At 44.9% G+C, this 25876-nt stretch carries 23 protein-coding genes and 1 pseudogene; 17 read left to right on the top strand and 7 right to left on the bottom strand.

Features of this window, described 5'->3' with window-relative positions; all coding sequences use genetic code 11:
- Nucleotides 1-959 precede the first annotated feature (959 nt).
- The 4 genes from ACRRS0_RS12375 to ACRRS0_RS12360 all read left to right on the top strand — a co-directional run bounded on the left by ACRRS0_RS12375 (nt 960) and on the right by ACRRS0_RS12360 (nt 6079).
- Nucleotides 960-2378, top strand: a complete 1419-nt coding sequence (locus ACRRS0_RS12375) for a CHASE2 domain-containing protein (RefSeq protein WP_432452889.1) — start codon at nt 960-962, stop codon at nt 2376-2378.
- Between the two features lie 2 nt (nt 2379-2380).
- A complete protein-coding gene (locus ACRRS0_RS12370) occupies nt 2381-2752 on the top strand; it encodes a hypothetical protein (RefSeq protein ID WP_432452890.1) in 372 nt (123 codons plus the stop codon).
- Nucleotides 2753-2754: 2 nt separating this feature from the next.
- Nucleotides 2755-4380: a M48 family metalloprotease gene (locus ACRRS0_RS12365; protein WP_432452891.1), complete on the top strand. Its 1626-nt coding sequence runs from the start codon at nt 2755-2757 to the stop codon at nt 4378-4380.
- Nucleotides 4381-4753: 373 nt separating this feature from the next.
- Entirely contained in the window at nt 4754-6079 is a 1326-nt protein-coding gene (locus ACRRS0_RS12360) for a D-serine ammonia-lyase (RefSeq protein WP_432452893.1), read from the top strand.
- A 181-nt stretch (nt 6080-6260) separates the two neighbouring features.
- Here ACRRS0_RS12360 and rarD read toward each other — a convergent pair whose 3' ends face one another.
- Both rarD and ACRRS0_RS12350 read right to left on the bottom strand, forming a co-directional pair.
- Nucleotides 6261-7151 carry an EamA family transporter RarD gene (gene rarD / locus ACRRS0_RS12355; RefSeq protein WP_432452894.1) on the bottom strand — a complete coding sequence of 297 codons (891 nt, stop codon included), beginning with the start codon at nt 7149-7151 and terminating at the stop codon, nt 6261-6263.
- Nucleotides 7152-7198: 47 nt separating this feature from the next.
- Nucleotides 7199-8134, bottom strand: coding sequence for a LysR family transcriptional regulator (locus ACRRS0_RS12350; RefSeq protein ID WP_432452895.1), 936 nt, complete (start codon nt 8132-8134; stop codon nt 7199-7201).
- Between the two features lie 385 nt (nt 8135-8519).
- On the opposite strand from ACRRS0_RS12350, the gene nifE reads away from it, so the two are divergent.
- From nifE to ACRRS0_RS12295, 11 genes are all read left to right on the top strand, one after another.
- Nucleotides 8520-9917 carry a nitrogenase iron-molybdenum cofactor biosynthesis protein NifE gene (gene nifE, locus ACRRS0_RS12345; RefSeq protein WP_432452896.1) on the top strand — a complete coding sequence of 466 codons (1398 nt, stop codon included), beginning with the start codon at nt 8520-8522 and terminating at the stop codon, nt 9915-9917.
- Nucleotides 9918-9927: 10 nt separating this feature from the next.
- Nucleotides 9928-11307 carry a nitrogenase iron-molybdenum cofactor biosynthesis protein NifN gene (nifN, locus tag ACRRS0_RS12340; RefSeq protein ID WP_432452897.1) on the top strand — a complete coding sequence of 460 codons (1380 nt, stop codon included), beginning with the start codon at nt 9928-9930 and terminating at the stop codon, nt 11305-11307.
- 7 nt (nt 11308-11314) lie between these two features.
- Nucleotides 11315-11785, top strand: coding sequence for a NifB/NifX family molybdenum-iron cluster-binding protein (locus ACRRS0_RS12335; RefSeq protein ID WP_432452898.1), 471 nt, complete (start codon nt 11315-11317; stop codon nt 11783-11785).
- Between the two features lie 38 nt (nt 11786-11823).
- Nucleotides 11824-12129 (top strand): ferredoxin III, nif-specific, encoded by a 306-nt coding sequence (gene fdxB, locus ACRRS0_RS12330; protein WP_432452899.1) that lies wholly within the window; start codon nt 11824-11826, stop codon nt 12127-12129.
- A gap of 16 nt (nt 12130-12145) precedes the next feature.
- Nucleotides 12146-12622, top strand: a complete 477-nt coding sequence (locus ACRRS0_RS12325; RefSeq protein ID WP_432452900.1) for a SoxR reducing system RseC family protein — start codon at nt 12146-12148, stop codon at nt 12620-12622.
- A 278-nt stretch (nt 12623-12900) separates the two neighbouring features.
- Nucleotides 12901-13761 carry a Fe-S cluster assembly protein NifU gene (gene nifU, locus ACRRS0_RS12320; protein WP_432452901.1) on the top strand — a complete coding sequence of 287 codons (861 nt, stop codon included), beginning with the start codon at nt 12901-12903 and terminating at the stop codon, nt 13759-13761.
- Nucleotides 13762-13773: 12 nt separating this feature from the next.
- Nucleotides 13774-14991, top strand: coding sequence for a cysteine desulfurase NifS (gene nifS, locus ACRRS0_RS12315; protein ID WP_432452902.1), 1218 nt, complete (start codon nt 13774-13776; stop codon nt 14989-14991).
- Between the two features lie 32 nt (nt 14992-15023).
- Nucleotides 15024-16181, top strand: coding sequence for a homocitrate synthase (gene nifV, locus ACRRS0_RS12310; RefSeq protein ID WP_432452903.1), 1158 nt, complete (start codon nt 15024-15026; stop codon nt 16179-16181).
- A 17-nt stretch (nt 16182-16198) separates the two neighbouring features.
- Nucleotides 16199-16489, top strand: coding sequence for a nitrogenase-stabilizing/protective protein NifW (locus ACRRS0_RS12305; RefSeq protein ID WP_432452904.1), 291 nt, complete (start codon nt 16199-16201; stop codon nt 16487-16489).
- Between the two features lie 19 nt (nt 16490-16508).
- On the top strand, nt 16509-16967 hold the full coding sequence (locus tag ACRRS0_RS12300) for a nitrogen fixation protein NifZ (protein ID WP_432452905.1): 459 nt from the start codon (nt 16509-16511) through the stop codon (nt 16965-16967).
- Nucleotides 16957-17829, top strand: a complete 873-nt coding sequence (locus ACRRS0_RS12295; RefSeq protein ID WP_432452906.1) for a peptidylprolyl isomerase — start codon at nt 16957-16959, stop codon at nt 17827-17829. The genes ACRRS0_RS12300 and ACRRS0_RS12295 overlap by 11 nt, the downstream gene beginning before the upstream one ends.
- A gap of 143 nt (nt 17830-17972) precedes the next feature.
- On the opposite strand, the gene ACRRS0_RS12290 is transcribed toward ACRRS0_RS12295, so the two are convergent.
- Nucleotides 17973-18149: a phage integrase N-terminal SAM-like domain-containing protein gene (locus ACRRS0_RS12290; RefSeq protein ID WP_432461117.1), complete on the bottom strand. Its 177-nt coding sequence runs from the start codon at nt 18147-18149 to the stop codon at nt 17973-17975.
- A gap of 276 nt (nt 18150-18425) precedes the next feature.
- On the opposite strand from ACRRS0_RS12290, the gene ACRRS0_RS12285 reads away from it, so the two are divergent.
- Complete coding sequence (locus ACRRS0_RS12285; RefSeq protein WP_432452908.1) at nt 18426-19421, top strand: DUF5677 domain-containing protein; 996 nt, start codon at nt 18426-18428, stop codon at nt 19419-19421.
- A gap of 482 nt (nt 19422-19903) precedes the next feature.
- Here ACRRS0_RS12285 and ACRRS0_RS12280 read toward each other — a convergent pair whose 3' ends face one another.
- The 3 genes and pseudogenes from ACRRS0_RS12280 to ACRRS0_RS12270 all read right to left on the bottom strand — a co-directional run bounded on the left by ACRRS0_RS12280 (nt 19904) and on the right by ACRRS0_RS12270 (nt 24233).
- The gene (locus tag ACRRS0_RS12280) at nt 19904-20935 is read right to left on the bottom strand and encodes an IS110 family transposase (protein ID WP_432452909.1); all 1032 of its coding nucleotides are present in this window, start codon (nt 20933-20935) and stop codon (nt 19904-19906) included.
- A 214-nt stretch (nt 20936-21149) separates the two neighbouring features.
- A pseudogene (locus ACRRS0_RS12275) lies at nt 21150-22138 on the bottom strand (transposase).
- Nucleotides 22139-23240: 1102 nt separating this feature from the next.
- Complete coding sequence (locus tag ACRRS0_RS12270; protein ID WP_432452910.1) at nt 23241-24233, bottom strand: transposase; 993 nt, start codon at nt 24231-24233, stop codon at nt 23241-23243.
- 366 nt (nt 24234-24599) lie between these two features.
- On the opposite strand from ACRRS0_RS12270, the gene ACRRS0_RS12265 reads away from it, so the two are divergent.
- Complete coding sequence (locus tag ACRRS0_RS12265; protein ID WP_432452911.1) at nt 24600-24986, top strand: hypothetical protein; 387 nt, start codon at nt 24600-24602, stop codon at nt 24984-24986.
- A gap of 394 nt (nt 24987-25380) precedes the next feature.
- Here the strand turns inward: ACRRS0_RS12265 and ACRRS0_RS12260 are convergent, their stop codons facing one another.
- A complete protein-coding gene (locus ACRRS0_RS12260; RefSeq protein ID WP_432452912.1) occupies nt 25381-25677 on the bottom strand; it encodes a hypothetical protein in 297 nt (98 codons plus the stop codon).
- Nucleotides 25678-25876 lie beyond the last annotated feature (199 nt).

Here is a 25876-nt window from a genome sequence, read left to right as displayed (position 1 = left end):
ATGGATAAATTTTTTAGTGCGACTGGATAAATCACCGAGTTTAACTCCAATTCTTGCCGCTTTCAGCTGATTCATGCCATTGATATAACAATAAAGCGGCAGAGTGACCGAGGTATAATAGATTTTGTTGTGTGAGGGATGTGAGCTAACGTCTGTGAATAAAAAAATGTTTGTCCGTAGGAACGATATGCAGTGTTCCTTTGGAGCTTAGGTTGTCGACACTATGACGCTTTGATCTATGGGGGGTTTTTGTTAGGTTTCTCGATTTGACTCGTCATATTGTAACGATATTTAGGCTGTCCATTGGGCTAAATGTTGTTACTTGTTGATAGTGACGTTGTCGAAAGTTTTATCTTCGCGTCTTTGAAAGGTCGCTTTGAACGGCAAAATAAAAGTGACTACTTTGTCGCTAGTTGTCTATGTACTGGGTTTTAGTTGAGCATTGCATATGTTTGCTTGATGTCGTCTTGCAGTTGCATTAGACAGGTTAGCGTTGTATTTGGGAAGTACCATTGGGGGGCTTTGACTCGGTATAGCGGCTAAGTTTTCAGCTCAAAATTGGAGTGAATTTCACTCAACAATTAAATATTTTAAAGGCATATATGCAGAGATTAACTTTTGTAGTTTGCTCATAAACAATGTGTTTGATCATCAATTTTGCTTGGGGGCATCCTAGTTTCACTGCTAGTTCTATAGGGATTTCCATATCAACTTGTTTGCACTTGAACCAAGATTGATACTGGAATGTTGAATGATGAAATGAGTTAACTATCTAAATGCATAAGAAAATTATTGACCTAAGCAATTATTTTACAAATAATTGTTGCATTAAAATTTGTAAGCTTGTAAATAATTAATTACAGGTGGATGTATTCGTGTGATATATGTGCTGCACATTCAGATTAAATGAATAGTCTGAAATGGGGTGAATAACAACGGAAGTTTAGAGTTAATACGGCATGACCCTTAATAAAAATGTGCTCACTCGCGCAGTTCTTACAACAGTATTTATCTTATTGGTCTTTATCGTTGACCCTTTAGGTATAAGAAATGCTGCGGAAAAGCATTATGAAGATCATATTCTTCGAATGTGGTCACCGTTTTATAGTCAAACGGTATCAAAAGATATCACAGTTGTTTTGTTAGATGATGAATTCTTACAACAAATTGAAACTTATCCTGTTAATTACGCCACGCTTTCACGACTTCTAAAAGTTATCAGTGCTCACCATCCACAATCTGTTTTTTTTGACATTTTACAACACCATGAACATTCTTCTCGACTCAACAAATGGCTTAAAACGCTTAACTCTCGCTCCTTTCCGGTGTTTATGGCAAGTGATACGGAATATGATACGGCAGCGGTTCTAAATGATCCAGATTCATTACGCCACAAGATTTCAGCAGTTAGTCAACTGACAGCGGTATCGTGGAGTGGTTATCAGCATTACTACCCTCTATCTGTTGATTGGCAGCAACAGCGCATGGATACTCCTGCGTTGGCTTTATACAAGTCATGGTGTCGAATTACATCTCAATGCTCCCCTGCGGAACAGTCTCAATATTTAGATCCTATGATCGTACAATGGAGTAATAAATCGGCGCTTAATCAGATTGATTACGACAACATAAAAAACTGCATTCCAGAGCATATGAGTCGGTTCAAACAGTTTATCAATATTACTTTTTTAAGTTTGACACAGGGCCTACGAAGTGATCAAGAACTGGATAAACAATTGCGGGAACGCTGTCCTCCATTCCTTACTTTGTCTGCCACTCGGTTATTTGAATCAGGGGCTGTTAAGTCTGCTCCTCTAAATGACGCTATCAAAGATCGAGTTATCATGATTGGTTATGATTTATCAGGTGGCGTTGATATTGTTCGGTCTCCAGTACATGGGACACTGCCAGGAGTGTTCTATCATGCAATGGCTTTAGATAATTTAATGACTTTAGAAGATGACTATTGGCGAGTTCCAAGTGCGACTGGATTCTTTAAGTTAAGTATTGCCGATATGCTAGAAATAGTGGTGCAAATAAGCACCTTATTTTTAGTCATTTGGTATCGGTATACTCATTTGGAGCAAAAGCAGAAGTTAGACACGCGAAAACAAATTATTTCGGGTTTGATGCCTGCCTTTATTATCTTATTCATTATTTTGAGTTCAGTACTTATTTCTCAGTTTATTCTTAAGGTTGGTGCGCCCAATTGGTACGGATTAATCCTCATTATATTTTTTGATTTACCTATTTTTTTATTTTATTTGTTCGAGAGCATGAAAAATAAATGCCAGAAATATCTAACAATACTCAATAAGTTTAGAAAGAAATTCCCCCAAATTTCAATAATAAAACGCAAGATAAAGGAGCATCTATGACAATGTCTAAAGTACTGTTGATTGGACTTATATTAAGCGCAACCTCGTTGTCCTCTTACGCGAAGAATGACCGTGTATTGATAATCGATTTTTTGCTTGATGAAGTTGAGATATGTAGCTCTGAATTTGACTGTATCGATGTAGCTAAAAGCAGTTTGCCTGATGCGACAAAACAAGCCATCCCTGTAAAAAAATATGATAAAAAGGAAGGTATGTTGATGTTTGAGGATGATGGAGAGGAAAAGTGGGTACATATCACAGAAGTCGAACTTAATATGAAAGCAATTGCTTCGGTGACTTGTACCGCAACAACCATTTCTAAAGCGAGTGATAAAGTTACTTTTGCTTCGTTTGGCTTAGGAGAAGGGTGTTAAATATGCGACTTATTTTCCTTTTAATCATTGCTACTTCTTTATTTGGGTGTGCTAGTGATAGCTTGAGCCGTTTAAATTTGAACAGCTTGAATAGTTTAACTGGTAGTACCTATGAATCTTTTGACGGTAAATATATTGACTATCAAACTCAACAAATTAGAGCTGAAACTGAAGTTGAAAAAACTGCCGAGCTGGGCTCGTTAAGTTCCAGAATGCGTTCGGCTGCAGACAAAAACTTGATCGTCAATCCATATGCAGAATTGTATCTAAATGAGATTCTTGAAAAGTTATTAGCGCAATGGGATCAACCATTAGAAAAAAAAGTGAATATCGTTATTTCTGCTGATAGAAATTACAGCGCCCTTGCGACACAAGATACAATTGTGGTGACTCAAGGGGTTTTAGCGGATGTTGAATCTGAAGACGAGTTGGCTTTTATTATTGCTCATGAGCTTTCGCATATTCTTCTAAAGCATCAGAATTCGAATGAGTACTTTGAGAAGCAAAGTGCGTTAGTGAGCAAAGCCACTAATGTTGCGATGGCCGCCGCCACTATCAAAGATTTGGACTCAAGTAAAACAGCCAATGGTTACAAGATTGTTGCTAGAAATTCTCGAGAATCTCAAGAGATGGTTGAGAAGTCATATAGAATTGGTGTATCAATAAACCGCTTGAGTCGAGATGTTATTAGCTCTTCGATGAGTCGTACTGATGAAGATGAAGCCGACTTACTCGGTATAGATTTACTTGTAAAAGCAGGCTACAGTCCAAGGGCTTATAAAGACACCATGGAACGTTTAGAGAGCAGTTTAGTATTTAATAAAACGCAGCTTGAAGAGAAGAAAAAAGATTTTAAGTCGTTTGTTTCCATGGCGACTAAAGCCAATAAGAATGTAACTGGTTTAAATTGGGAGACTGTGGGATATATGGCGGCAAATGAAGCTGCAACCAATTTGTTGCAGAAATTTGCGGATCGACATAATTCACCTGCAGAACGCAAGATAGATATTACCGCATATGTGAAACGCGAATATCGTAAAGAAAGGCGGCAGAATCTTACGACTAAAAGCTTAGATGCTGCTTTAAGAAAAGGTAAAGGGAAGCAAGTATTCGAAAATTATTGGGCGGCCTCTGAAGCGTTTCGAGCTCTTGAATACGGCGATATTAAGGCGGCTGAAAAGTTGGCCAGAAAGGCGACGACAGGCGTAACCAAGTACGATGCCTACACTCGTTTAGCATTTTATAGCGTGCGTGAGCGGCAAAATAAACAATCGAAAGCTTTACAGAACTTAGCGCTCATTAAAAATTGGGACAGCGCTTCAATTCAAACCTTTAGTTTGGCGGCTCAAGCCTATCGACAACAGGGAAAATTAGACAAGGCGGAGGAAATTCTGAATAAAGGGCGACAAATTATTGGAATTAGTGATCCATTTCTTCCGCAATATATCTCAGTCTATAAAGCGCGCGGAAGCGAACAAGAAGTACAGCATTATTTGGAGCAGTGTAAAGCTTTAGATGCGGAAAATATTGTTGCTCAGTGCTACGTTGCCGCCGATTTACAAATCCCTAAAAAATCAGACTCGAAAATAGGTTTTTTAGAATCATTAACCAAAATGATTGAAATTTAGAATTGCCACTAAAGTTTAAATGAACGCCTTTGTGATAACCGTCATTCAGGTGTTCAATATACGAGGATAATTGATAATTAATCTCTGAAACATGGCTATTTCTATATACCTGGACTCAGTTAAACATCTCCACCCACTAGCTACTCTAGTTGTGATTAGCCATTGATACCTTTTTGGTGAGAGCTATAGAAGTGCAGCAAGTCTGGTTGAAAGTTGAAGTTGGAATGTTGCAGTTAAGCTGTTTTTATGTTCTGCAATATAGGCTATCTTTTTGAATCTTTTCATGGCGTAATTATTCGAATACTTGTTTGTTTTGTGATGAGCAAGAGCTTGAGTTAAAAAATAGCGGGGCACTCGTGTGGAGTTAAATTTTATGGCGGATTATCTATCGAATGCTGTGGTGCCCATACTCCAGTCAAAGCAAGAGATTATCTGGCTAAATTCCAACAAAGTTTTGTTTCAGCAGAGCCAAGCAGAGCTCGCCTTAAACTGGAGCGATTTACTTGATGCGTCGCAGCGCTTGTCTCGTTTTGCGCCTTATCTGGCGAAGGTCTTTGCAGAAACAACGGTAACCAAAGGGATTATTGAATCCCAGTTGAAAGCCATTCCTAAGATGCAAGCAGCGCTTAAACAATGGCATGGCTTCGAGATCCCTGGGCGTTTATGGTTGAAATGTGACCACCAACTGCCGGTGGCTGGCTCAATTAAGGCGCGTGGTGGTTTTTATGAAGTATTACTGCACGCTGAAACGTTGGCGCTAGCCAATGGCTTGTTAAGGACGGGGGATAATTATCGAGTTTTTAACGACGCTCCATTTAAACAGCTATTTGCCAAACATAAAATAGTGGTGGGCTCCACTGGGAACCTCGGTTTAAGCATCGGCATGATGGGCGCGCAGCTGGGTTTTCAGGTCACCGTGCATATGTCTGCCGATGCACGCGAGTGGAAGAAAAATTTATTGAAAAGTAAAGGTGTTCAGGTTGTTGAACATCAGAGCGACTACAGTATTGCGGTGGCGCAAGGGCGTGAACAAGCGATGGCTGATGCGCAGGCCTATTTTATTGATGATGAAGATTCACGATCGCTATTTCTAGGCTACAGCGTGGCAGCATTGCGTTTGAAGGCGCAGCTTGCCGAGCAGGATATTACTGTCGACGCAGCGCATCCGCTCTTGGTTTATTTGCCCTGTGGCGTAGGCGGTGCACCTGGCGGCATTACCTTTGGGCTGAAGCAGGTTTTTGGTGATTATGTACATTGTTTTTTTGTCGAGCCGACCCATTCACCGTGCATGTTATTAGGGATGGCAACGGGTTTGCAGAATAAGATCGCGGTGCAGGATATTGGCTTAAATAACCAAACCTGTGCCGACGGTTTAGCCGTGGGCCGGCCATCGGCATTTGTTGGCTCGATGATGATGCATTTGCTTAGTGGTATTGTGACCGTATCCGATGAAAACTTATATCGTTATTTGACGATGTTTGAGGATAGCGAACATATCTCGCTGGAACCTTCTGCGACAGCGGGCATTGCCGGTTTGACTCGTTTGCTTACCGAGGGCAAAGCTTATCTTGAGGCGGAACAACTGACAGACAAACTGTCTCAGGCGACGCATATTATTTGGGCGACAGGTGGTCAGAAAGTTCCCCTTGATGAGCACAAAAACGATTATCAGCAGGGGCTTGTTTTATTAGGCGCTTAAGCAAAACACCGTGGTTCCTTTAAAGTATCGCTTGCTTCGTTGCGCATATCTCTGTTGGGAGATTCATTGTTGCAGTGTTTTACCAGCAAATACTCAGCGCTTGTCGAGAGGCTCTCTGCGCAGACTAAGTGACCTTAGCTTTCTCGCTGTCTTGCTTGAAAGCTGAATACTGGGCTGGCGTTTAGTTTAAACATCTCTGTTGCTTCCCATGATAAATTTTGAGGATGCCGTTGCAGGTAAGCAATCCTACCGCCAGCCATATTGGGATATACGTTAACCATTGCGCATGACTAATCTGCTCACCGAGATACAGTGATATCGCAACCAGTAATACAGGCTCTACGTAGCCTAATAAACCAAATAAACTCAAAGGTAACAAACGACTGGCAACAATGTAGAACATAAATGACGTTGCACTCAAAATTGCTAGCCCGATTAATAGAAGATACAGCACAACATGACTTGGAAGCGTAATGGTTGCACTGTGGCGAGTAATAATAAACCCAGCCACTGGTAACATCAGTAGTAAATCAAGCCAAAATCCACCGAGGTGATTAGTGCCTAGCTTGCGTCTCAAAATAAAATAGCAAGGAAAACCCAGGGCGACTAATGCCGCTTCCCAGGGAAATCCCCCGAATAAATAGATTTCGTGAGAGACTCCTAACAGCGCACATAGCGAAGCCAGCCACTGTAAGCAAGAAAGGCGTTCATGATAAATAAATCGGCCAACCAACAGCATGCTAAGCGGGAGTAAAAAGTATCCAATGGAAACTTCTAAAGCTTGGCCGTTTAAAGGTGCCCACATAAATAGCCATTGCTGAATACCAATTAGAAAACTGCTGAGTATGAGCCCAAAGATCAGGCTTGGTCTTTGTAATAGTGCCGTAAATATAGATTTGATTAGTGGCAAATCTTTACTCATCAACATGAATAACGAAACAAAGGGGAGGGTAAGCGCCATTCTCCAGCCAAACACCTCTACGCCATTAAGCGGCGTGAGCAGTGTCGAATAGTAATAAATAGCGGCAAACAAGCACGACGAAGCGATGGACAGTAAAATGCCATGAAACATAGTTAGATCCTCAATATTTTAAATAAGCAGGACGGCGTTTGAAACGCTTATAGCAGCCCCGAGCTTGCCTTGGCGCTAATCCATTGTTTGAAGACTTGGACTGATGCTGGAGTATACTTAGCTGAGGTTCTGACAAAATAAACGCCGCCTTCGCCATCCAATATCCAATCTTTAAGAATATGGATGAGTTGGCCTTCAGCAATCGCTTGTTGGAACAACCATTCTCCGGCGCAGAGTATCCCGAGATCAGATTTGGCTGCTGCCAGAAGGGTGTCGTTATCGTTAGATATTAAATTTCCAGAAACCACTATTTTTTCTGATTGTTTACCCTGAAACAGTCGCCATTCGGGATAACTTTTAAAGCCACTAAATTGCAGACAGTTGTGCTGAGTCAGCTCTCGCGGATGCTGTGGCTCTCCAAATTGCTGGAGGTAGCCTGGACTGGCGCAGAGAATGCGACGGTGGGGTGCGAGTTTATTGGCGACCAGTCGGCTGTCCTTAAGTTCGCCAACCCGGATAGCAGCATCATAACCCTCGCTTATAATATCGACAAAACGATTGCTGTAATCTGCCGTGAGGCTGATCTTCGGGTACATCTTGATAAATTCAGGCAATAGTGGCGCGATACAACGTCGCCCCATTTCTGCGGGGAGTGCTAAGCGTAATCGGCCTGCAACCTCAGCGGCACCGCACAGCGCTCTTTGTTCGGCGGTGTTAATGATATCAAGCGCAGATTTGAGTTGTTCAACCAGTTCTAATGCAGCTTGGCTTAACCGTAGCTGGCGAGTTGAGCGTTCCACCAGGCGGATCCCTAAACGAGTCTCCATGGCTGCAATTCGTTTGGAAATAATGCTGGGATGACGTCGTAAGGCTTTTCCTGCCTGGGCAAATGAATGATGGTGAGCCAGGCTAATCAGTGCCGCTATTTCATCTGCATGTTGTGACGTGAATGAAGTCGATGTCCCAATTTTTGTTGTCACCATCGGTCTTATCTCCAAATCATCTGTTTAAGCAAGGAATAACAGTATTGCACTGCAAATAATGCATGACAATACCGGTTATTTGCAGTTCATTGCTGCAAATAATGCAAGCATGCTTCGACGAATAATGCCCTGCGTTGATGCCGATACCTCGGCCTAAGGCTTTATCTTGATGTTTGTGGGGGCTCATTGCGTAGCCAAATGATTCGTTTGTTCATCATCACATTGTCTCTTCCTTCGCTGTTTTGTCGGTTTTACTACAATCTAAAACACTTATTTATCAATGTTTTAACTTTGGTTTGTAAGTTGCATTGTGCTTGATGTGAGATGTTTTAGTCACTCTGAGTATCGTCTGACAGAAGTAAAACCAATGTAATGAGAGGTCGCCATGAAGCGTAGTGATATAGCTGAATTATTAGACGAGCCCGCTTGTGAACATAATAGCGGTGAGAAAAGTGGCTGTGCTCGACCTACCCCAGGCGCCACTGCGGGTGGTTGTAGTTTTGATGGAGCACAAATTAGTTTGCTGCCCATCGCCGATGTCGCCCATATTGTGCACGGTCCCATCGCGTGTGCCGGAAATAGTTGGAATAATCGCGGTACCCGCGCCTCGGGTCGTAACTTGTTTCGTTTGGGCTTTACCACCGATCTGAATGAACAAGACGTGATCATGGGGCGGGCCGAAAAGCGGCTATTGCACGCGATTAAAACCGTGGTGGAAAAACATCAGCCTCCCGCAGTGTTTGTATATGTGACTTGTGTGCCAGCCTTGGAAGGTAACGATGTGGGCGCAATTTGCAGTTTGGCGCAACAACGCTGGCAGATCCCGGTGGTGGCGGTGGATGCTGCAGGTTTTTATGGCAGTAAAAACTTAGGCAATCGGATTGCCGGCGAGGTGATGGTGAAACAGGTCGTTGGCAGCGCCGAGCCGCCAGCCAAACCGATGATGCAGCACGACCCGAGTCGTCTAGTGAATGACATTGTGCTGATTGGCGAATACAACATTGCTGGTGAATTTTGGCATGTATCCCCTTTGTTAGAGCGTTTGGGTTATCGCGTGCTTAGCTGTATGTCGGGAGATACGCGTTACCACGAAATACAAACCATGCACCGTGCCGACGCCGCGATGGTGGTGTGTTCGCGGGCGCAAATTAATGTCGCCCGCTTGTTGCAAGAGCAGTGGAATATCCCATGGTTTGAGGGAAGCTTTTATGGGATAGAAGATACCTCGGCGGCGCTGCGTCAATTTGCCCAACTCATTAATGAACCTCGCTTACTGGCGGAAACGGAAGCTTTAATTGCCGAGCAAGAATCGAGGATCCGCCAACAACTGGCCCCTTATCAGCAACGCTTAAAGGGCAAGAAGGCGCTGCTGTATACCGGCGGGGTAAAATCGTGGTCGATTGTTTCGGCGCTGCAAGAGCTTGGCGTTGAGGTGGTGGCGACTGGGACTAAAAAATCCACAGCCGAAGATAAGGCGCGAATTGTCGACATTATGGGGGAGCAAGCCTTAATGCTTGACGAGGGCGGCGCGCGTAAGCTGCTCGATGTGGCACAGCAACAGCAAGCCGATTTGATGATTGCTGGTGGCCGTAACATGTATACCGCGTTAAAGGCGCGACTTCCGTTTTTAGATATCAACCAAGAACGCGAACATGCCTATGCCGGTTATCAAGGGATGTTGACCTTTGCCAAAGAGCTTTGCCGTACCCTGGAGAGCCCGATATGGCAGTTAGTCAATGATGCACCACCTTGGGCAAATCAATCCCATCACGATTGCCAGTAGGAGAGCTAATATGAGCAGAGTGATCGAACAAAATCGAAGTCCTTTAGTGGAGCAGCCACTGAAAACCAGTGCTGCAACGGGGGCGACTTTGGCCTGTATGGGGCTGGCCGACAGTATTCCCTTGATGCATGGTTCGCAGGGCTGCGGTGCCTTTGCCAAAGTATATTTAATTCAACATTTTAGAGAGCCTATTCCGCTACAAAATACCGCCATTGACCATATCGCAGCGGTGATGGGTGGGGATGATAATCTGGCACAAGCACTGTTGTTGTTATGCGAACAACATCAACCACGCTTGCTGATGATTATGACCACTGGGCTAACCGAGATGCAGGGCTGCGATGTGACACGGGTGATCCGGGAATTTCGAGCCACATATCCTCAATATCAGCATATTTACATTGTGCCCGTGAGTACCCCCGACTTTGTCGGTTCGATGCAGAGCGGTTTTGCCGCAGCGCTTGAGTCCTGCGTCGAGCAGGTACTGGCTGCGGCGAGCAACAAGTCCGAGTTACCAGTAACGCAAAGTAAGCAATTGAATGTATTTTGTTCGGTGGCACTAACTAGCGCCGATCTGGAACTGCTAGAGCGTTATTGCCATGCCTTTGGTTTTGAGCCGATCATTTTACCCAATATCGCGCATTCCCTCGATGGTCATTTAGCAGCGGACGATTTTTCGGTGACCTCCACCGGCGGCACCACTATTGAGCAACTAACTCGGATGCAGTCCAGTGTTGCCAGCCTTGTGTTTGGCACATCGATGAACGCTGCCGCAGGCTTATTAGAGAAGCAATGTCAGATCCCCAGTTACCCTTTAGGCATGGCGATGGGTTTGGCGGCGACCGACCAACTGGTGCTGATTTTATCACAGCTTTCTAAGCAAGCCGTTCCCGGCTGGATCGTTCGCCAGCGTCAACGACTGCAAGATGCAATGCTCGATACTCACTTTTTGTTATCGGCCAGCCCGATGGCGTTGGCGTTGGAGCCAGATGCGGCCGAGGGTTACGCTAATTTATTGTCTGAAGTGGGCGCGGAACTAAAACTGGTGGTTACCACGATGAATAGCCCTGCTCTGAAACAACTCAAGGCTGAGCGTATTGTGGTTGGCGACTTATCTGATCTTGAACCCGATTTAGCCGTGCTTGAGATGGTGGTGGGCAATACCCATTGTGCCAATTTATGTGAGCCTCAGGTGCCGGTATTGCGCGCTGGCTATCCCTGTCATGATCAATTTGGCAATAGTGATGTATTGCAGCTGGGTTACGAAGGGGCAAGAGCAAGGTTGTTTGCGATGGCGAACTTATTCAAAAGTCACCATCAAGATGAAGTACCGGTCCATGTGAGTGCTTACCGTTTTGGCCCAGAGCAAACACAGACCAAATCACAGTGAGGCCGATATGCCACAAATACAACGCAAACTGCGGGTGATCGAAGATGCTCAGCAGCGTGAACACTGCTTTAAGGTCGCCTTCGCCAGCGACAGTAAACAGCACTTAGACCAGCATTTTGGCAGCGCTCATACCTTCTTGGTGTATGGCTTTGGTGAACAACATATTCAACTGATCGAGGCTTTGCAGTTTGAACCAAGCCTGCCGGGGCACGACAGTAAACGGCTGCAACAACGAGTCAACGCCTTAAAGGGCTGTGCTGCAGTGTTTAGTACTGCCTGTGGGAGAGGGGCGATGCAGCAACTGAAGCAGGCCGGGATCTTGGGGATTATGGCGGATGCCGGCGAGCCCCTGAGTGCTCTGCTGGAAGAAATGCATCAACAGTTTGTTGAGCATCCACTACCGTGGATGCGTGCCACGGATGACTGCGCAGAGCAACAGCAGCAACGTCTCAACGAGCTACTCGATGAACCCTGGTAAGCCAACATTTGTGTTTTAAGTTAACAAAGGAAATAGCAATGAGTGAAAGTAAACATATGGGACTCACCCGCGAGGGAACGCCTTGGGAGCCACAGTTTGTGACCGATCTTGATCAAGCCGTCTGTATTGGTTGTGGTCGTTGTTACAAAGTATGTCCTCGGGATGTGTTTGACTTAGTGGAGCGGGAAATCGATGAAGACGATGACGCCTACGATGATTATGACGATGATGTGGTGATGGTGATGGCATTGGATAATCAAGGTGACTGCATTGGCTGTGGATCCTGTGCCAAGGTTTGTCCCAAAAACTGTCATACGCATACCTCGGCGAGTAGTTTGGCTTAAGTAATAGGAGCGAGCAATGGCGCAGTTGAAGATGCAAGTGGTGAGTATTCATCAGAATTCTGTACAGTTGCAGGGGCAACGCCAAAGTGCCTGCAGCGCCTGCGCCAAGCAACAAACTTGTGTTAGCTTCGAATCTGATTCAGGCGTGATGCATCGTGCAGAATTTAAGCTGACCGAACCTTTAGAAGTTGGCCAACAAGTGGCGGTGAATTGTGACGATGGTTTTTTATTGAAGGCGATTATCGTGCTGTTCATCCCCCCTTTAATCGGGATGTTATTGTTAGCCATTACTGTGCAACTGTACTTAAGTGATGCTACCAGCGCTCTGCAAAACATTGGCTCAGGGCTCGCCAGCCTATTGGGGTTTGGCCTGGGCCTGTTGATTAGTCGTTTCTTAGCACACAATGTGGTTTCACAGTTACGTCAACGCTTATCCATTTATCCTACCCATAGCACCTCAGTTAAAGCCGACAATTCGATGTCGCAAAACTAACATTAGTGACTTAATGTGATGTAGCTCACAGGATGCGAAGTTGCTCACCCAATACTAAATCCATTAAAAACAATATGTTAGTAATCATGTTCGTTTGGGTATCTTGCTTGCAACAACCTCTGTAGGCAATGACCAACTCGTGTAAGACCTTGACCCTTTCAGCAAGAAATGCTGTGTTTTAGGTTCCCAATGGCTTATCGACACTGAGCGAAGGCGTCATGATTGTTTTACCGTTTGGTCATTGCCTTTATTCAACAATAATCATCGTGGGGTAGCGTATGTGGAACTATTCAGAAAAGGTAAAGGAACACTTCTTTACACCTAAAAACGCCAAAGCCGTAGAACAAGCCAATGCGATTGGTGATGTCGGCTCAATCTCTTGCGGTGATGCTTTACGCCTGAGTTTGAAAGTGGATCCAGATACTGACGTGATCGAAGATGCGGGCTTTCAAACCTTTGGCTGCGGCAGTGCTATCGCATCATCTTCGGCATTAACTGAAATGATCATTGGTCGCACCATCGACCAAGCGCTGCAGATTTCTAATAAAGATATTGCCGATTACTTAGATGGTTTACCGCCAGAAAAAATGCATTGTTCGGTGATGGGCATGGAAGCCCTGCATGCTGCAGTGGCGCAGTATCGTGGTGAAGAGATCGCCGAAGAACATGAAGAAGGTGAGCTGATTTGTAAGTGTTTCGCCATTGACGACGCAATGATTAAGCGAGTTGTTGCACAAAACCAATTATCAAGCTTGGAAGAGGTGATCAATTACACCAAGGCGGGTGGGGCCTGTGCTGCTTGTCATGAAAAAATTGAATGGGTATTGGAAGAATGTTTGGGTGAGCCCTTGCAAGAAACTAGCAAGGTGGTGAAGCCAGTTGTTGCCGCCAGTACCATTGTGGCAAGGATCCGCATCATTGAGCAGACTCTAGATGACATTCGTCCGCAGTTGCAAGCCGATGGTGGCAATGTTCAGCTCTCGGATGTGGAAGACGATATGGTGTTTTTGTCACTCAGCGGTGCTTGTTCTGGCTGTGGATTGTCGGCGGCCACCTTAGCCATGATTGAACAAAAAATCAGTGAAGCCCTAGGTGAAACCATTACTGTGTACCCAACAGGTGCGCCTAGCTTAGTGTAAGGGAGAACAGATATGAGCGAATTAAAGCCATTGGCTTATCTAGATAATAATGCGACCACCCAAGTTGACCCTAAAGTATTGGAAACCATGCTACCTTACTTAAGTGAACACTATGGGAACCCATCGTCGATCCATCAGTTTGGTGAGCAAGTCGGCAAAGCCTTGGAATTGGCGCGTACTCAGGTTCAGACAATGATCGGTGCCAGTCACAGCAGCGAAATTATTTTTACTTCCTGTGCCACGGAGGCAACCACCACCGCCATCATGTCGGCACTGGAAGCCTTTCCTCAGCGTAAAGAAATTATCACCTCGGTGATCGAGCATCCCGCCACTTTAGATCTGTGCCAAACCCTAGCGCGTAAGGGTTATAAAATTCATTGGATCGAAGTTGATTCTCGGGGACGTTTAGATATGGAGGCCTATAAAAAGGCGCTAAGCCCCAATGTCGCGATCGCGAGCTTTATGTGGGCAAACAATGAAACGGGTAGTTTATTTCCAATCCGCGGGATGGCCGAATTAGCCAAGCAGCACGATGTATTGTTTCATACGGATGCGGTTCAAGTTGCCGGAAAACTTCCGATCCAAGTTGCCGATAGCGGTATTGATTTGTTGTCTTTATCGGGTCATAAGTTTCATGCACCTAAAGGTGTTGGTGCTTTGTATTTACGTCGCGGCGCAAAATTTAGACCCTTGTTGCGAGGAGGCCATCAAGAACGTGGTCGCCGTGCTGGCACCGAAAATAGCAGTGGTATTGTTGCTTTGGGTAAGGCTTGCGAGTTAGCGCAGTTCTCGATTGAACAAGATTCACCTCGAATTAGTATGTTAAGAGACCGACTCGAGCAAGGTTTGTTGGCGAAAGTGCCAAATTGCTTTGTGACCGGCGATCCCCGTCATCGTGTCCCCAATACCAGCAATATCGCCTTTGAGTTTGTGGAGGGGGAGTCGATTTTGTTGATGTTAGATCAACATGGTATCGCCGCCTCTTCAGGTTCAGCCTGTACCTCGGGGTCGCTAGAGCCTTCGCATGTGATGCGAGCGATGGACATTCCTTATACGGCAGCGCACGGGGCTATCCGTTTCTCATTATCGCGCTTTACCACCGATACCATGATTGATCAGGTATTAGCGGTATTGCCGGGAATTATTGCCAAGTTGCGGATGCTTTCTCCTTATTGGGATGCCGCAGCGGATCAACCTGCGCAGGAAAGTTTTAGTCCAGTTTATGGCTAACTTAGGCTTATTGTGGAATAACGGAGGTAAGCATGCTGATCATTAACGATACAACGCTACGTGATGGTGAACAAACGGCAGGCGTCGCCTTTAGTGCCAGTGAGAAGCTACAAATTGCGCAAGCGTTACAGGCCGCGGGGGTGAGCGAGTTAGAAGTGGGGGTGCCCGCAATGGGCGCTGCCGAGCGTGAAGTGATTCAAACCATTAGCGGCCAATTAAGGCAGACTAAAACGATGGGCTGGAGCCGTTTACATCGCGATGACATTGCCGCCGCCGCCAATTTAGGTCTGGATTATTTGGATATCTCGGTGCCAGCGTCGACCCAGCAACGCCAATCTAAAATGGCGATAAGTCAGGCAAGCTTACTACACCGTTTGCAATGGCATATCGCGCAAGCACAGGATCTGGGTTTGCAGGTTTGTGTTGGGATGGAAGATGCTTCGCGTACGCCGCTCGATGAACTCTATAGAATTGCTGATGCCGCGCAACGGGCCGGAGCTCTGCGTTTACGTTTTGCCGACACTTTGGGAGTGTTAGATCCATTTACCACCGAAATCTTGATCGCTGGGCTGAAAAGCCATTGTGATTTGCAGATCGAAATGCACGCCCATGATGACTTGGGCATGGCCACGGCCAATAGCTTGGCAGCAATTCGGGCGGGCGCTGACTCGGTTAATACAACAGTGATTGGCTTAGGCGAACGTGCCGGTAATGCGGCCTTAGAAGAAGTGGTTATGGCATTAAATGTGACTCAATTGGTGGATAAGTGCCAGCTTCCAGATATTCAATTAGCAAGTTTGCCCTCGATTTGCGCCATGGTGGAGCGGGCATCGGGTCGCGCAATTGGAGTGAATAAAAGCATTATTGGCCAACAGGTGTTTACCCATGAATCGGGGATCCACGTTGATGGTCTACTCAAAGACCCGAACAACTATCAGGGTTTTGCACCCGAATTATTGGGGCGCAAACATCACTTGGTATTGGGTAAGCACTCTGGCACAAAGGCGATCCGCTCAGTGTACCGTGAGCTGGGGATTGCTGTAGATTTAAAGCAGTGTGGTTTGCTCAAAGCCATCTTGAGTGATTGGGCGGAAACCTACAAGCGGAGTCCTTCTAATCAAGAATTAGTCGATTTTTATCAATACAGTCTTAAAAGCTTCAGTCCCTTAAGTTTGGAACTTAGCGCCTAACAGAGTGGAGTTACAGTGTGGCATTAGCAAAGCAGCAAGCGGCCCAGACGCAAGATATTGAACAATTGGTGGCCTCCTTAGACGGCGCCGAAGCGTTTTTACAGTGTTTTGAGGTGAGCTATCAACCCGCTTTATTGCAAGCTAAGCGGGTGGTGTATTTACGTTTATTAGGGCAGTTGTTGGAAAAAAAACCAGCCACGACTTATCAAGAGTATCAAGCAGCGGTCGCAAAGGCCTACTGTTTGTTGGAAAAAGGTGTGGTGGTGGCGCATGCCGCCCCAGCATGTAGTACCTGTAAAGGATGTTGAAGTTATAGAGGTAAAGCCGATGTATACAGCAAAATTTGGTTATGGATGTAAGGTTAGGGTGATTGAGAACATCCGTAATGACGGTAGTTTTCCAGGGTGTAAGAAAGGTGCGCTGCTGGTTCGACGTGGTGCCACTGGTTACGTTCGTCAATCGGGATATCATTTACAGAATCAAATTGTTTATCAAGTTCAATTTCTTAGCCGCGGTTTAACCATTGGCTGTAAAGAAGTTGAGTTGATGGATGCTGAACTGGTATGGCAGCCTAATCAATTTGAATATGGGGACAAGGCCGCTTTAACACTATCCTTGTCGCAGCAGGGGGAAGTGGTTGCGAGTAAAGGTAGTATTGTTGATGTACTGGCGGTAAGGCGAAAACCGCAGATGCAGCCACATTACCGAATTCAGTATGGCGAAATTGATGTGGAAGTACCGGAGCGAGCCTTGATGCCTTTAGAGGAATTGGCCTATGTTGGATGAATTAGGTTTATTAGCGCCAGTCTCGGAAGAAACTCAGGCTTACCTCGTGATGAAAACTAGCTTAGCGCTGTTTGAGTTAAATCCGGATCAATTGGATGCTGCGCAAACTAAAGAATTAGCCAGAGTGGTGAGCAAAACCCAAACCATTCAGCAAAAGGTGCTTGGCTCTGCCGAGGCCAGCCAGGTATATATCACTCCAGAGCAATTGGACAAGGCGATTGAGCTGGTTGAACACAGCTTTGATTCGCCAGCTGAATTTGCCAAAGCCCTGAGTGCCAATCAGCTCAGTGAGCAAAGCTTACGCAGTGCGGTGGCTCAGGAGCTGACCAGTGATGCGGTATTAGCCTATGTGTGCCGTGATATTTTACCGGTGAGTGAGCAGCAAGCCTTAGACTACTACCAACACAACATCGCCAAGTTTACTCAGGTGCAGCGGCGTGAAGCTCATCATCTACTGATCACCATTAATCCCCAATTTAAAGAAAATACTCCGGCTCAGGCGAAGGCGCGGATTTCTCAACTGGCTAAGCAAGTCAATGCGGACAACTTTGAGCAGCTGGCAGAGCGACATTCAGAATGCCCAACAGCGGTAAACGGTGGCTATTTAGGCTTAGTCGAGCAGGGGCAGCTGCTACCTGAGTTAGACATGGTGCTGTTTAATATGGCAGCAGAAAGCTTCAGTCCTGCTATTTTGTCGGACATGGGTTATCACCTAGTTTGGTGTAAGCAGCATGTTGCCGAGCATCAGGTGCCTTTTGCACAAGCCAAGCAAAAAATCCAAGATGGTTTGCTCAATCAGGCGCATAAGTTGCGCCAGCGGCAGTGGTTAACTCGGCTTTGTCAGGGCGGACAGTTGAATTAGCAGGTGAGGGGCGCAATATCATTTGTAAATAGGTCTATCTAACTTAGATATAATTTTTGCACCACGACAGTTCTAAGGGGCTGGCGACGCCGTCGGCCCCCATATTCAATACATGAGTATAGATTTGGGTGGTTTGGATATCGCTACGCCCCAGTTGCGTTTGAATGGTGCGAGATCCCTTTGTTTAGCTCACTTAAAAAGCGCTCAACTTCTCGGTTGTGCATGTCTTTGGGATGGCGTTTTGGGTTGAACAAAATAAAGCGCTTTATCCATGCTAAGTCCCTTCGAATTGTTGTTTCTCTAAAGCGCTTTAAGCGCATTTGTTCCTCGATAAACGCGAGATATGGTGGGCTCATATGTCGACCTTTGTACTGTGATTATATACAGTTAAATGGGTTCCCATCTTTCTGCAAATGCATTACCATCTTTCACGCATGGTCAAAATGGTGATTCACTGATATGCTGTTGATAAAATTAAATATTAAAGGGTGTGTGAATTTCTGTGATGCGTGATAGGTGGTAACTTCGCATGCGTGAAAGATGGGAATTTGCATATTAATATACTGTTATATTGGCATCACACCGTGGAGTTATAATTGTTCGAAGAGCTACTTGAACTTGTTGAAACCAAGCTTCGTGAAAATGGAGAAGAGCCAACTTATGAAGATATTATAAATTTGGCATCAAAAATTTTAATCGAAGATACAAATGAGCAAGAAGAAATAAACGTTCAGCGTGTTATTTCTGAGCATGATGCATTTATAAAAAGAAATAGAGAACGATGGAAGTTAGGCTTCCGAAAACTTCATGCTCTACGAGAAACTTGCCTACAAGCAGGGATGAACTTTCAAGAACAATTCTTAAAAATACCAAAATATGAAACAGATGAGTTAATTGGTGTATTGTTACGCCAACATGCACATGCATGTCGCATTAGCGGTGAAATCATACATCTTTTAGAAGGTGGTTATCCAGATGCTGCTTTAGCTCGTTGGCGCACTTTATATGAAATGGTTGTAACATGTCTGGTTATCAATAAATGCGGAAAGAAAGCCGCAATTGATTATATAAAACATGGGATGGTCAAAACAGCCGAAGGAATTGAGGAGCATAGAAAAACGTCAGATGCTATGGGTTTGGAAACCTTTACAGATGACGAAGCTGAGTATTATGCAGCTCTTAAAGAGGAAATCACAGATGGTAAAGCAAGTTGGCACTGGGCTAGAGAACACACGGGTTTTGCTAAATTTGAAAAGCTTCGAGAGTATGTAGAGCTTGATAAATGGTCACATAATTACAAATTAGCTAGTCGTAATGTGCATTCTGATTACTTTGAAATGGCTTCTCTTTATGCAATGAATGAGGCTAAAGAAGATTTGCTCCTTTGTGGTCAATCGAATTCAGGGTTAACAGATCCAGCTCAGTTTACGGCAATTAGTTTAGCTCAAATAACATCGGTATTTCTGTCTGCCTACATCCAAGATGAGAATAGTGGCTTAGATTACAAGGATTCAGTCCTGTTTATGAAAATAATAGATAATTACGTTAAAGAGGTTGGCGAGGCATTTATCAGTGTCGAAAAGCCAATATAACACATATGAGCCTCCGGGTAGTCAATAGGCGAGCCTAACTTATTTGACTGCTCTTGCAGTCAAATTAAAATCAATCAACAAATGCATCTACTTCGTCTGTCAGTTAGCTGTCAAATCATCGTTTACAGCAAACACATATAGAGGCTCTCTTAGTGCGATCTTATCGCTGCCTGAGGCTATCCGGTCCTTCGGAATGTCAGGGGCACTAGACATTTATCGGTTAACCCTAAGATGGCACTATTCAAGTCACAGGGGCTTTATGCACAGTTAGTGTCAGGCTCATTTAAGGTGTAAACGATTTTGTTGATTGTACTTAATGCGCGCCAATAAGGTGTCTAATCAAGTCGGCGTAGCTTAAATAGCCTTTGGCATAGTGATGATGGTGATGAGTTATTGCTTCATTAGCCACATCATTCACGGTCATGCTCGCTTCTCTTTTTAAGAGTATCTAGTTAGACGTTCAGCTCACCTTATTGCGCGACTTACCCTTTCAAGAATCGCTGTTCATCAAACACCGTTTTGTTCTTCAACATGAAATAGACACAACGGCCAAGTTTATGTGCCAGTGCCGATAATGCTTTAGCTTTGCTCATCCTTTTTTGTAATTGATTAAGGTAGTTGCGGGCTTTGTCATTGCCACGCAGGTAAAGCACAGCCGCTTCTGAGAATGCCCATTTCAAATGAGCATTACCGATTTTGTTGCCGTTAGTGCCGTAGGTTTTACCAGCAGACTGAGCTTTGCACTTCACTAACCGAGAGTAAGATGCAAACTTTTGTACTGATTCAAATCGGGCGATATCACCAATTTCATACAAGATGGTCAGGGATAAAATTTTGCCAATCCCAGGTACGGTCTTTAGCAATTCTAAATAAACGGGGTTATGGTTTTTGGCCTGTTTTTCAATGAACCATTCCACTTGGGCAAGTTCTTTGGCGTAGAAATCCAGTATTGCCATATCCATGTCGATATTACGCTGCACGATAGGGTCTTGGTATTGCTCGCGTAGTTGTTGTCTTGCAGACATGTTTTTAAGGTTTAAGTCAGTGGCAGGCAGATTGTATTGACTGTTGGTGTTAACCACATGGCCTTTGAGCATGGCTCCGTGACGGACAATCTTCATTCTTCGGCGTAACAAGTCTCGCGTAGCACGCATTTCGCGAGGGTAATTGTAAGCAATAGGGAAATTACCACCACGCAGTAGTGTGGCAATTTTAAAGGAGTCTACTTTATCATTTTTGGTTTTACCGCCATGGATAGCTTTCATGTAAAGGGCATGACCTAGAATGAAATCGATGCCCAGTTCAGCACACCAATCAGAGACCCAATACCAGCAATGCATGCACTCAACCCCGACAATGACATTGCCGATATAGGGTTCGAGTATGAGTAACAAGTCATTTTTATTAGCCCCAATCTTTTTGTGGACTGTTAAAGTGGACATCCATATTAAAAACCATAAATACAGTAACAGAGTTAGTGAAGTGAGCACCACTACAATTGTTAAAGTGGACATCCATATTAAAAACCATAAATACAGTAACAGCGTTGGTGAAGTGAACACCACTACAATCATTTAGTTCTGAGGCGATTGTCATGCCGATTAACGGCTAAATTCACCGTAGGTGACTCGGTTTGATAATTTCTGGGCCAATGTGCGTCTCAGCAAGGCAAGGTATCCCCCCATACAAGGCTGATGGTTCAGACATAGTTCGAAAGCAAGCTCGCGCTTAAGCGCGGTTTAGCAAACGTTTGCAGCAACTTAAACCGGCCGTTCGTTTATGTCCCATATGCTGATGGTATTCCCTGAGCAAGCTTTCTTGACCGACTGCCCCAGAAAAGTGCCGTTCAAACTCACCGCTTAAAATCAGCCACTGCGCTTCATTTATCCCTAAGCGTTGGATGATGGAACTTTCGCCACTGTCGATGTCACCCCGTTTATCCTCTCTTACCATGCGTCCGGTCATATCAACCAACTCAAGATAGTCTTTCAGCTCAAAGGGTAAGCCTTGGGGCATCGGCTCTCTTGGGTTACCCACAAAGGGAAACAGGTTTGTTGCCTGGGCTTGTTTTAGCTGAGCGGCTTTTGCTCGTCGCTTTACGCTGGTATGGGCCGAGCTGGAGTGCTCGCCATCTTGGCTCTGATGGGGTTTAGGTCTACGTAAGCCATACACGCCATGAGTGCGGCTTCATCCAAAAGCGCTTGGGATTTAAAGCGTCCTTCCCAAAATCGACCGGTACATTGGTCTTCTTGATTGGCGGCTCGCGCAATGTGTTCGTTTAAATGGCGCATAAACCAGCTTAAGTCATACAGGCGAGTCCGATACACTTCGGCGGTGGCGCGAATGGCTTGTAGTTGCACCTCACTTAACTGCGGACGTAATTCAAGGTTGAGATACATCTGAGTCAGTAAGGTGCCCTGATGCAAGCTATGCCAGCGTTCTAAGACTTCACCCATTGACCAAGCTTCTGCTTGCGGCTGATTAACATGTAGCACGAGGTGGGTATGATTACTCATGACAGCATAAGCACAAACATCAATGGCGAACACCGACGCCAATTTGAGTAGATAATCCTCGACCCACTGGCGGCGGTGCTCATAGCTTTTACCACTTACCTTGTCTTCGCCACACAGAAACGCCCGTCGAACACAACGGGAAACACAATGATAGTAGAGTGTATCCGATAAGCTCACCTGCGAGCGTCTTGACCGAGGCATAATAATAACTCCCCAAATAAACCACTATTGATAGTTTAGACTATAATAAAGGCGTTTCGTTAGTTGGGGTGGGTGTCTTGTTTGACGTTGTTTGACGAGGAAAAGACTATGGACATCCATGATAATAATCATGGAAACAGTTACGACGTTAGTGAGCTGAACACCACTGCAACCATTTAGTCCTCAGGCTGTTGTCATGCCGATTAACGGCTTAATTCATCATTTATGACTCATCTTGATGATTTTTGACGCAATGAGGGCCTCAGCAAGACTGATGATTGAGGGAGGTTCGAAAGTAAACTCGCACTTAAGTGCGATTTAGTGTGTTAAAGTGGACATCCATATTAAAAACCATAAATACAGTAACAGCGTTGGTGAAGTGAACACCACTACAATCATTTAGTTCTGAGGCGATTGTCATGCCGATTAACGGCTAAATTCACCGTAGGTGACTCGGTTTGATAATTTCTGGGCCAATGTGCGTCTCAGCAAGGCAAGGTATCCCCCCATACAAGGCTGATGATTGAGGGTGGTTCGAAAGTAAGCTCGCGCTTAAGCGCGGTTTAGCAAACGTTTGCTGCAACTTAAACCGGCCGTTCGTTGATGCCCCATATGCTGATGATATTCTCTAAGCAAGCACAAGAGCATGGACATCCATCATAAGAACCATGGAGACAGCAACACCGTTTGTGAAAGTAATTCGACTGTAATTATTTAGTTCTGAGGCTGTTGTCATGCTGATTGGTGGCTGAATTCACAGTAAGTGACTCATCTTGATGATTTCTGAGGCAATGCACGCCTCAGCAAGGCTGATGATTAAGATATTGTTCGAAAGTAAACTCGCGCTTAAGCGCGATTTAGCAAACGTTTGCTGTGTTAAAGTGGACATCCATATTAAAAACCATAAATACAGTAACAGCGTTGGTGAAGTGAACACCACTACAATCATTTAGTTCTGAGGCGATTGTCATGCCGATTAACGGCTAAATTCACCGTAGGTGACTCGGTTTGATAATTTCTGGGCCAATGTGCGTCTCAGCAAGGCAAGGTATCCCCCCATACAAGACTGATGATTGAGGGTGGTTCGAAAGTAAGCTCGCGCTTAAGCGCGGTTTAGCAAACGTTTGCAGCAACTTAAACCGGCCGTTCGTTTATGTCCCATATGCTGATGGTATTCCCTGAGCAAGCTTTCTTGACCGACTGCCCCAGAAAAGTGCCGTTCAAACTCACCGCTTAAAATCAGCCACTGCGCTTCATTTATCCCTAAGCGTTGGATGATGGAACTTTCGCCACTGTCGATGTCACCCCGTTTATCCTCTCTTACCATGCGTCCGGTCATATCAACCAACTCAAGATAGTCTTTCAGCTCAAAGGGTAAGCCTTGGGGCATCGGCTCTCTTGGGTTACCCACAAAGGGAAACAGGTTTGTTGCCTGGGCTTGTTTTAGCTGAGCGGCTTTTGCTCGTCGTTGTACGCTGGTATGAGCAGAGCCCTCTGGTGTACTTGCCATCTTGGCTCTGATGGGGTTTAAGTCTACGTAAGCCATACACGCCATGAGTGCGGCTTCATCCAAAAGCGCTTGGGATTTAAAGCGTCCTTCCCAAAATCGACCGGTACATTGGTCTTCTTGATTGGCGGCTCGCGCAATGTGTTCGTTTAAATGGCGCATAAACCAGCTTAAGTCATACAGGCGAGTCCGATACACTTCGGCGGTGGCGCGAATGGCTTGTAGTTGCACCTCACTCAACTGCGGACGTAACTCAAGGTTGAGATACATCTGAGTCAGTAAGGTGCCCTGATGCAAGCTATGCCAGCGTTCTAAGACTTCATCCATTGACCAGGCTTCTGCTTGTTGCGGATTAACATGTAGCACGAGGTGGGTATGATTACTCATGACAGCATAAGCACAAACATCAATGGCGAACACCGACGCCAATTTGAGTAGATAATCCTCGACCCACTGGCGGCGGTGCTCATAGCTTTTACCACTTACCTTGTCTTCGCCACACAGAAACGCCCGTCGAACACAACGGGAAACACAATGATAGTAGAGTGTATCCGATAAGCTCACCTGCGAGCGTCTTGACCGAGGCATAATAATAACTCCCCAAATAAATCACTATTGATAGTTTAGACTATAATAAAGGCGTTTCGTTAGTTGGAGTGGGTGTCTTGTTTGACGTTTTTGACGTTTATTGTTTGACGTTTATAGCCGAAGCCTGAGTCGACTGTATGGCGATGTATTGCATAGTCTATTTAAGTGGTTAAATCGCAGAAGTGGACGGCGAAGTTACAATTGGCTGGGGCTTAAGCAAATGTTACAGTGTTTTCATATTGAGAAGTTACGCGTTAGCAAACGAGCTATTGTTGTTGACTGGTACTAGGGTCGTGTTTTACACGAGCGAATATAACTGAGGAGCCGGATGCGGTCGTTCTACCACGACGGCATTCAAGGATGAGTATGATTAAATTTAAAATGGTAAGTGTAATTACCGCAGTTATAGCACTTACATTGTGTCTGGTTTTTCTGATCACGCCTGAAGTTATATTTATGTTGTTTAATATCGATGAGAATAGCTCGGCTTTCTTTATTGGTAGAAGAGCTGCAATGTTATTTTTGGGGATTTCATTAATAACTTGGGTCGGTCGAAATGCCTCCCATTCAGACTCTAGGCAAGCAGTATGCCTGGGCCTTGCCATTTCTATGTTTTCGTTGGCTGTACTTGGGACTATAGAATACCTTCGTGGGTTTGCTGGTTTCGGTATTTCTTTAGCCGTTATGACAGAAACTTTTCTTGCTTTACTATATTTTAAAATATGGTTTAGTTGTAAAAATGCCATACAATAAGAATAGGTGTCGCGTAGCCGCCACCTTATTCGGGTGTTGAACAAGCCCGATGCTCCCTTCTATAGTAAATAACGGTATTGATGTTGGCGGGGCCAAGGCCTTGTTACTTTTTACAAGGCGAGTTTGGCAACAGTCAAACAAGACACCCACCCCAACTACTCAAACGCAGCCCCATGGAATACAAGATCAAGAAGAAGACTTGATAGCGGTCTAGCTTCACGGTTCTTCACGAATGGGTAACGGAGGTAATCCGTGACGAAATTTATTGGAATGCGATCAAACTAAATTGTCTTCCGACAAGGTCTGGCTACTGAATAACAAGCATATAGCCCTTGGTTTAGCCACATTTTTTTAGTTTGAATTAGCGCTTAGCTCCAAGCCCAACTCAGGTTTACTATTCACTAGAAACGCGGTTGTTGCGGACCAGACCCCGTTTAACATTTCTACACAATTTGCCAAAACGAGAGAGATCATCAAAGCTGGGGATCACCCCTCGCCGAATCGCATGTTCCCAGTAAGTGAGCTGATCGTCTACCAGTTCCATTAATTTCTTAGGGCAGCCAATACAGCTGTTATCTGGTCCGCATACAAAGGTATCTTCTTGATAAAGCGGGAATTCTTGTTTAACTGCGTGAATTATTTGTAGCATGGCGGTCACTCGGTCGGGCTTTTTACTCAAGGCTTGAATCATTTATTGTCTTTAGTCATACAATTAATTTCTCATTTACTCTAAAGTTTTTCAAGTCTGGTCGTTACTGGCTAAACCGAGGGTGTCGACGCGGAGGCTTTAGCACGGCAGTTGAGCTGTATTATTAGGTATTTCAGTCGCTCTTATAAAAAATTCATCAAGTTATGAATATTGAAGAATTATTTTACTAAACAATCACTTC

The organism is Agarivorans sp. QJM3NY_29, assembly GCF_050870835.2.
In the GTDB taxonomy this organism is placed as follows: Bacteria; Pseudomonadota; Gammaproteobacteria; order Enterobacterales; family Celerinatantimonadaceae; genus Agarivorans.
Note: the sequence above shows the minus strand (reverse complement) of the source record. Positions and strands in the feature narration are given on the sequence as shown.

What these genes read in the sequence shown, in the direction of transcription:
- nifE (WP_432452896.1), top strand. Translation starts at nt 8,520, where the DNA reads ATGAAGCGTAGTGATATAGCTGAATTATTAGACGAGCCCGCTTGTGAA.
- nifS (WP_432452902.1), top strand. Translation starts at nt 13,774, where the DNA reads ATGAGCGAATTAAAGCCATTGGCTTATCTAGATAATAATGCGACCACC.
- ACRRS0_RS12300 (WP_432452905.1), top strand. Translation starts at nt 16,509, where the DNA reads ATGTATACAGCAAAATTTGGTTATGGATGTAAGGTTAGGGTGATTGAG.
- nifN (WP_432452897.1), top strand. Translation starts at nt 9,928, where the DNA reads ATGAGCAGAGTGATCGAACAAAATCGAAGTCCTTTAGTGGAGCAGCCA.
- ACRRS0_RS12375 (WP_432452889.1), top strand. Translation starts at nt 960, where the DNA reads ATGACCCTTAATAAAAATGTGCTCACTCGCGCAGTTCTTACAACAGTA.
- rarD (WP_432452894.1), bottom strand. Translation starts at nt 7,151, where the DNA reads ATGTTTCATGGCATTTTACTGTCCATCGCTTCGTCGTGCTTGTTTGCC.
- ACRRS0_RS12290 (WP_432461117.1), bottom strand. Translation starts at nt 18,149, where the DNA reads ATGCGCTTAAAGCGCTTTAGAGAAACAACAATTCGAAGGGACTTAGCA.
- fdxB (WP_432452899.1), top strand. Translation starts at nt 11,824, where the DNA reads ATGAGTGAAAGTAAACATATGGGACTCACCCGCGAGGGAACGCCTTGG.
- ACRRS0_RS12280 (WP_432452909.1), bottom strand. Translation starts at nt 20,935, where the DNA reads ATGTCCACTTTAACAATTGTAGTGGTGCTCACTTCACTAACTCTGTTA.
- ACRRS0_RS12335 (WP_432452898.1), top strand. Translation starts at nt 11,315, where the DNA reads ATGCCACAAATACAACGCAAACTGCGGGTGATCGAAGATGCTCAGCAG.
- ACRRS0_RS12325 (WP_432452900.1), top strand. Translation starts at nt 12,146, where the DNA reads ATGGCGCAGTTGAAGATGCAAGTGGTGAGTATTCATCAGAATTCTGTA.
- ACRRS0_RS12295 (WP_432452906.1), top strand. Translation starts at nt 16,957, where the DNA reads ATGTTGGATGAATTAGGTTTATTAGCGCCAGTCTCGGAAGAAACTCAG.
- nifU (WP_432452901.1), top strand. Translation starts at nt 12,901, where the DNA reads ATGTGGAACTATTCAGAAAAGGTAAAGGAACACTTCTTTACACCTAAA.
- ACRRS0_RS12260 (WP_432452912.1), bottom strand. Translation starts at nt 25,677, where the DNA reads ATGATTCAAGCCTTGAGTAAAAAGCCCGACCGAGTGACCGCCATGCTA.
- ACRRS0_RS12370 (WP_432452890.1), top strand. Translation starts at nt 2,381, where the DNA reads ATGTCTAAAGTACTGTTGATTGGACTTATATTAAGCGCAACCTCGTTG.
- ACRRS0_RS12270 (WP_432452910.1), bottom strand. Translation starts at nt 24,233, where the DNA reads ATGCCTCGGTCAAGACGCTCGCAGGTGAGCTTATCGGATACACTCTAC.
- ACRRS0_RS12360 (WP_432452893.1), top strand. Translation starts at nt 4,754, where the DNA reads ATGGCGGATTATCTATCGAATGCTGTGGTGCCCATACTCCAGTCAAAG.
- ACRRS0_RS12265 (WP_432452911.1), top strand. Translation starts at nt 24,600, where the DNA reads ATGATTAAATTTAAAATGGTAAGTGTAATTACCGCAGTTATAGCACTT.
- ACRRS0_RS12350 (WP_432452895.1), bottom strand. Translation starts at nt 8,134, where the DNA reads ATGGTGACAACAAAAATTGGGACATCGACTTCATTCACGTCACAACAT.
- ACRRS0_RS12365 (WP_432452891.1), top strand. Translation starts at nt 2,755, where the DNA reads ATGCGACTTATTTTCCTTTTAATCATTGCTACTTCTTTATTTGGGTGT.
- nifV (WP_432452903.1), top strand. Translation starts at nt 15,024, where the DNA reads ATGCTGATCATTAACGATACAACGCTACGTGATGGTGAACAAACGGCA.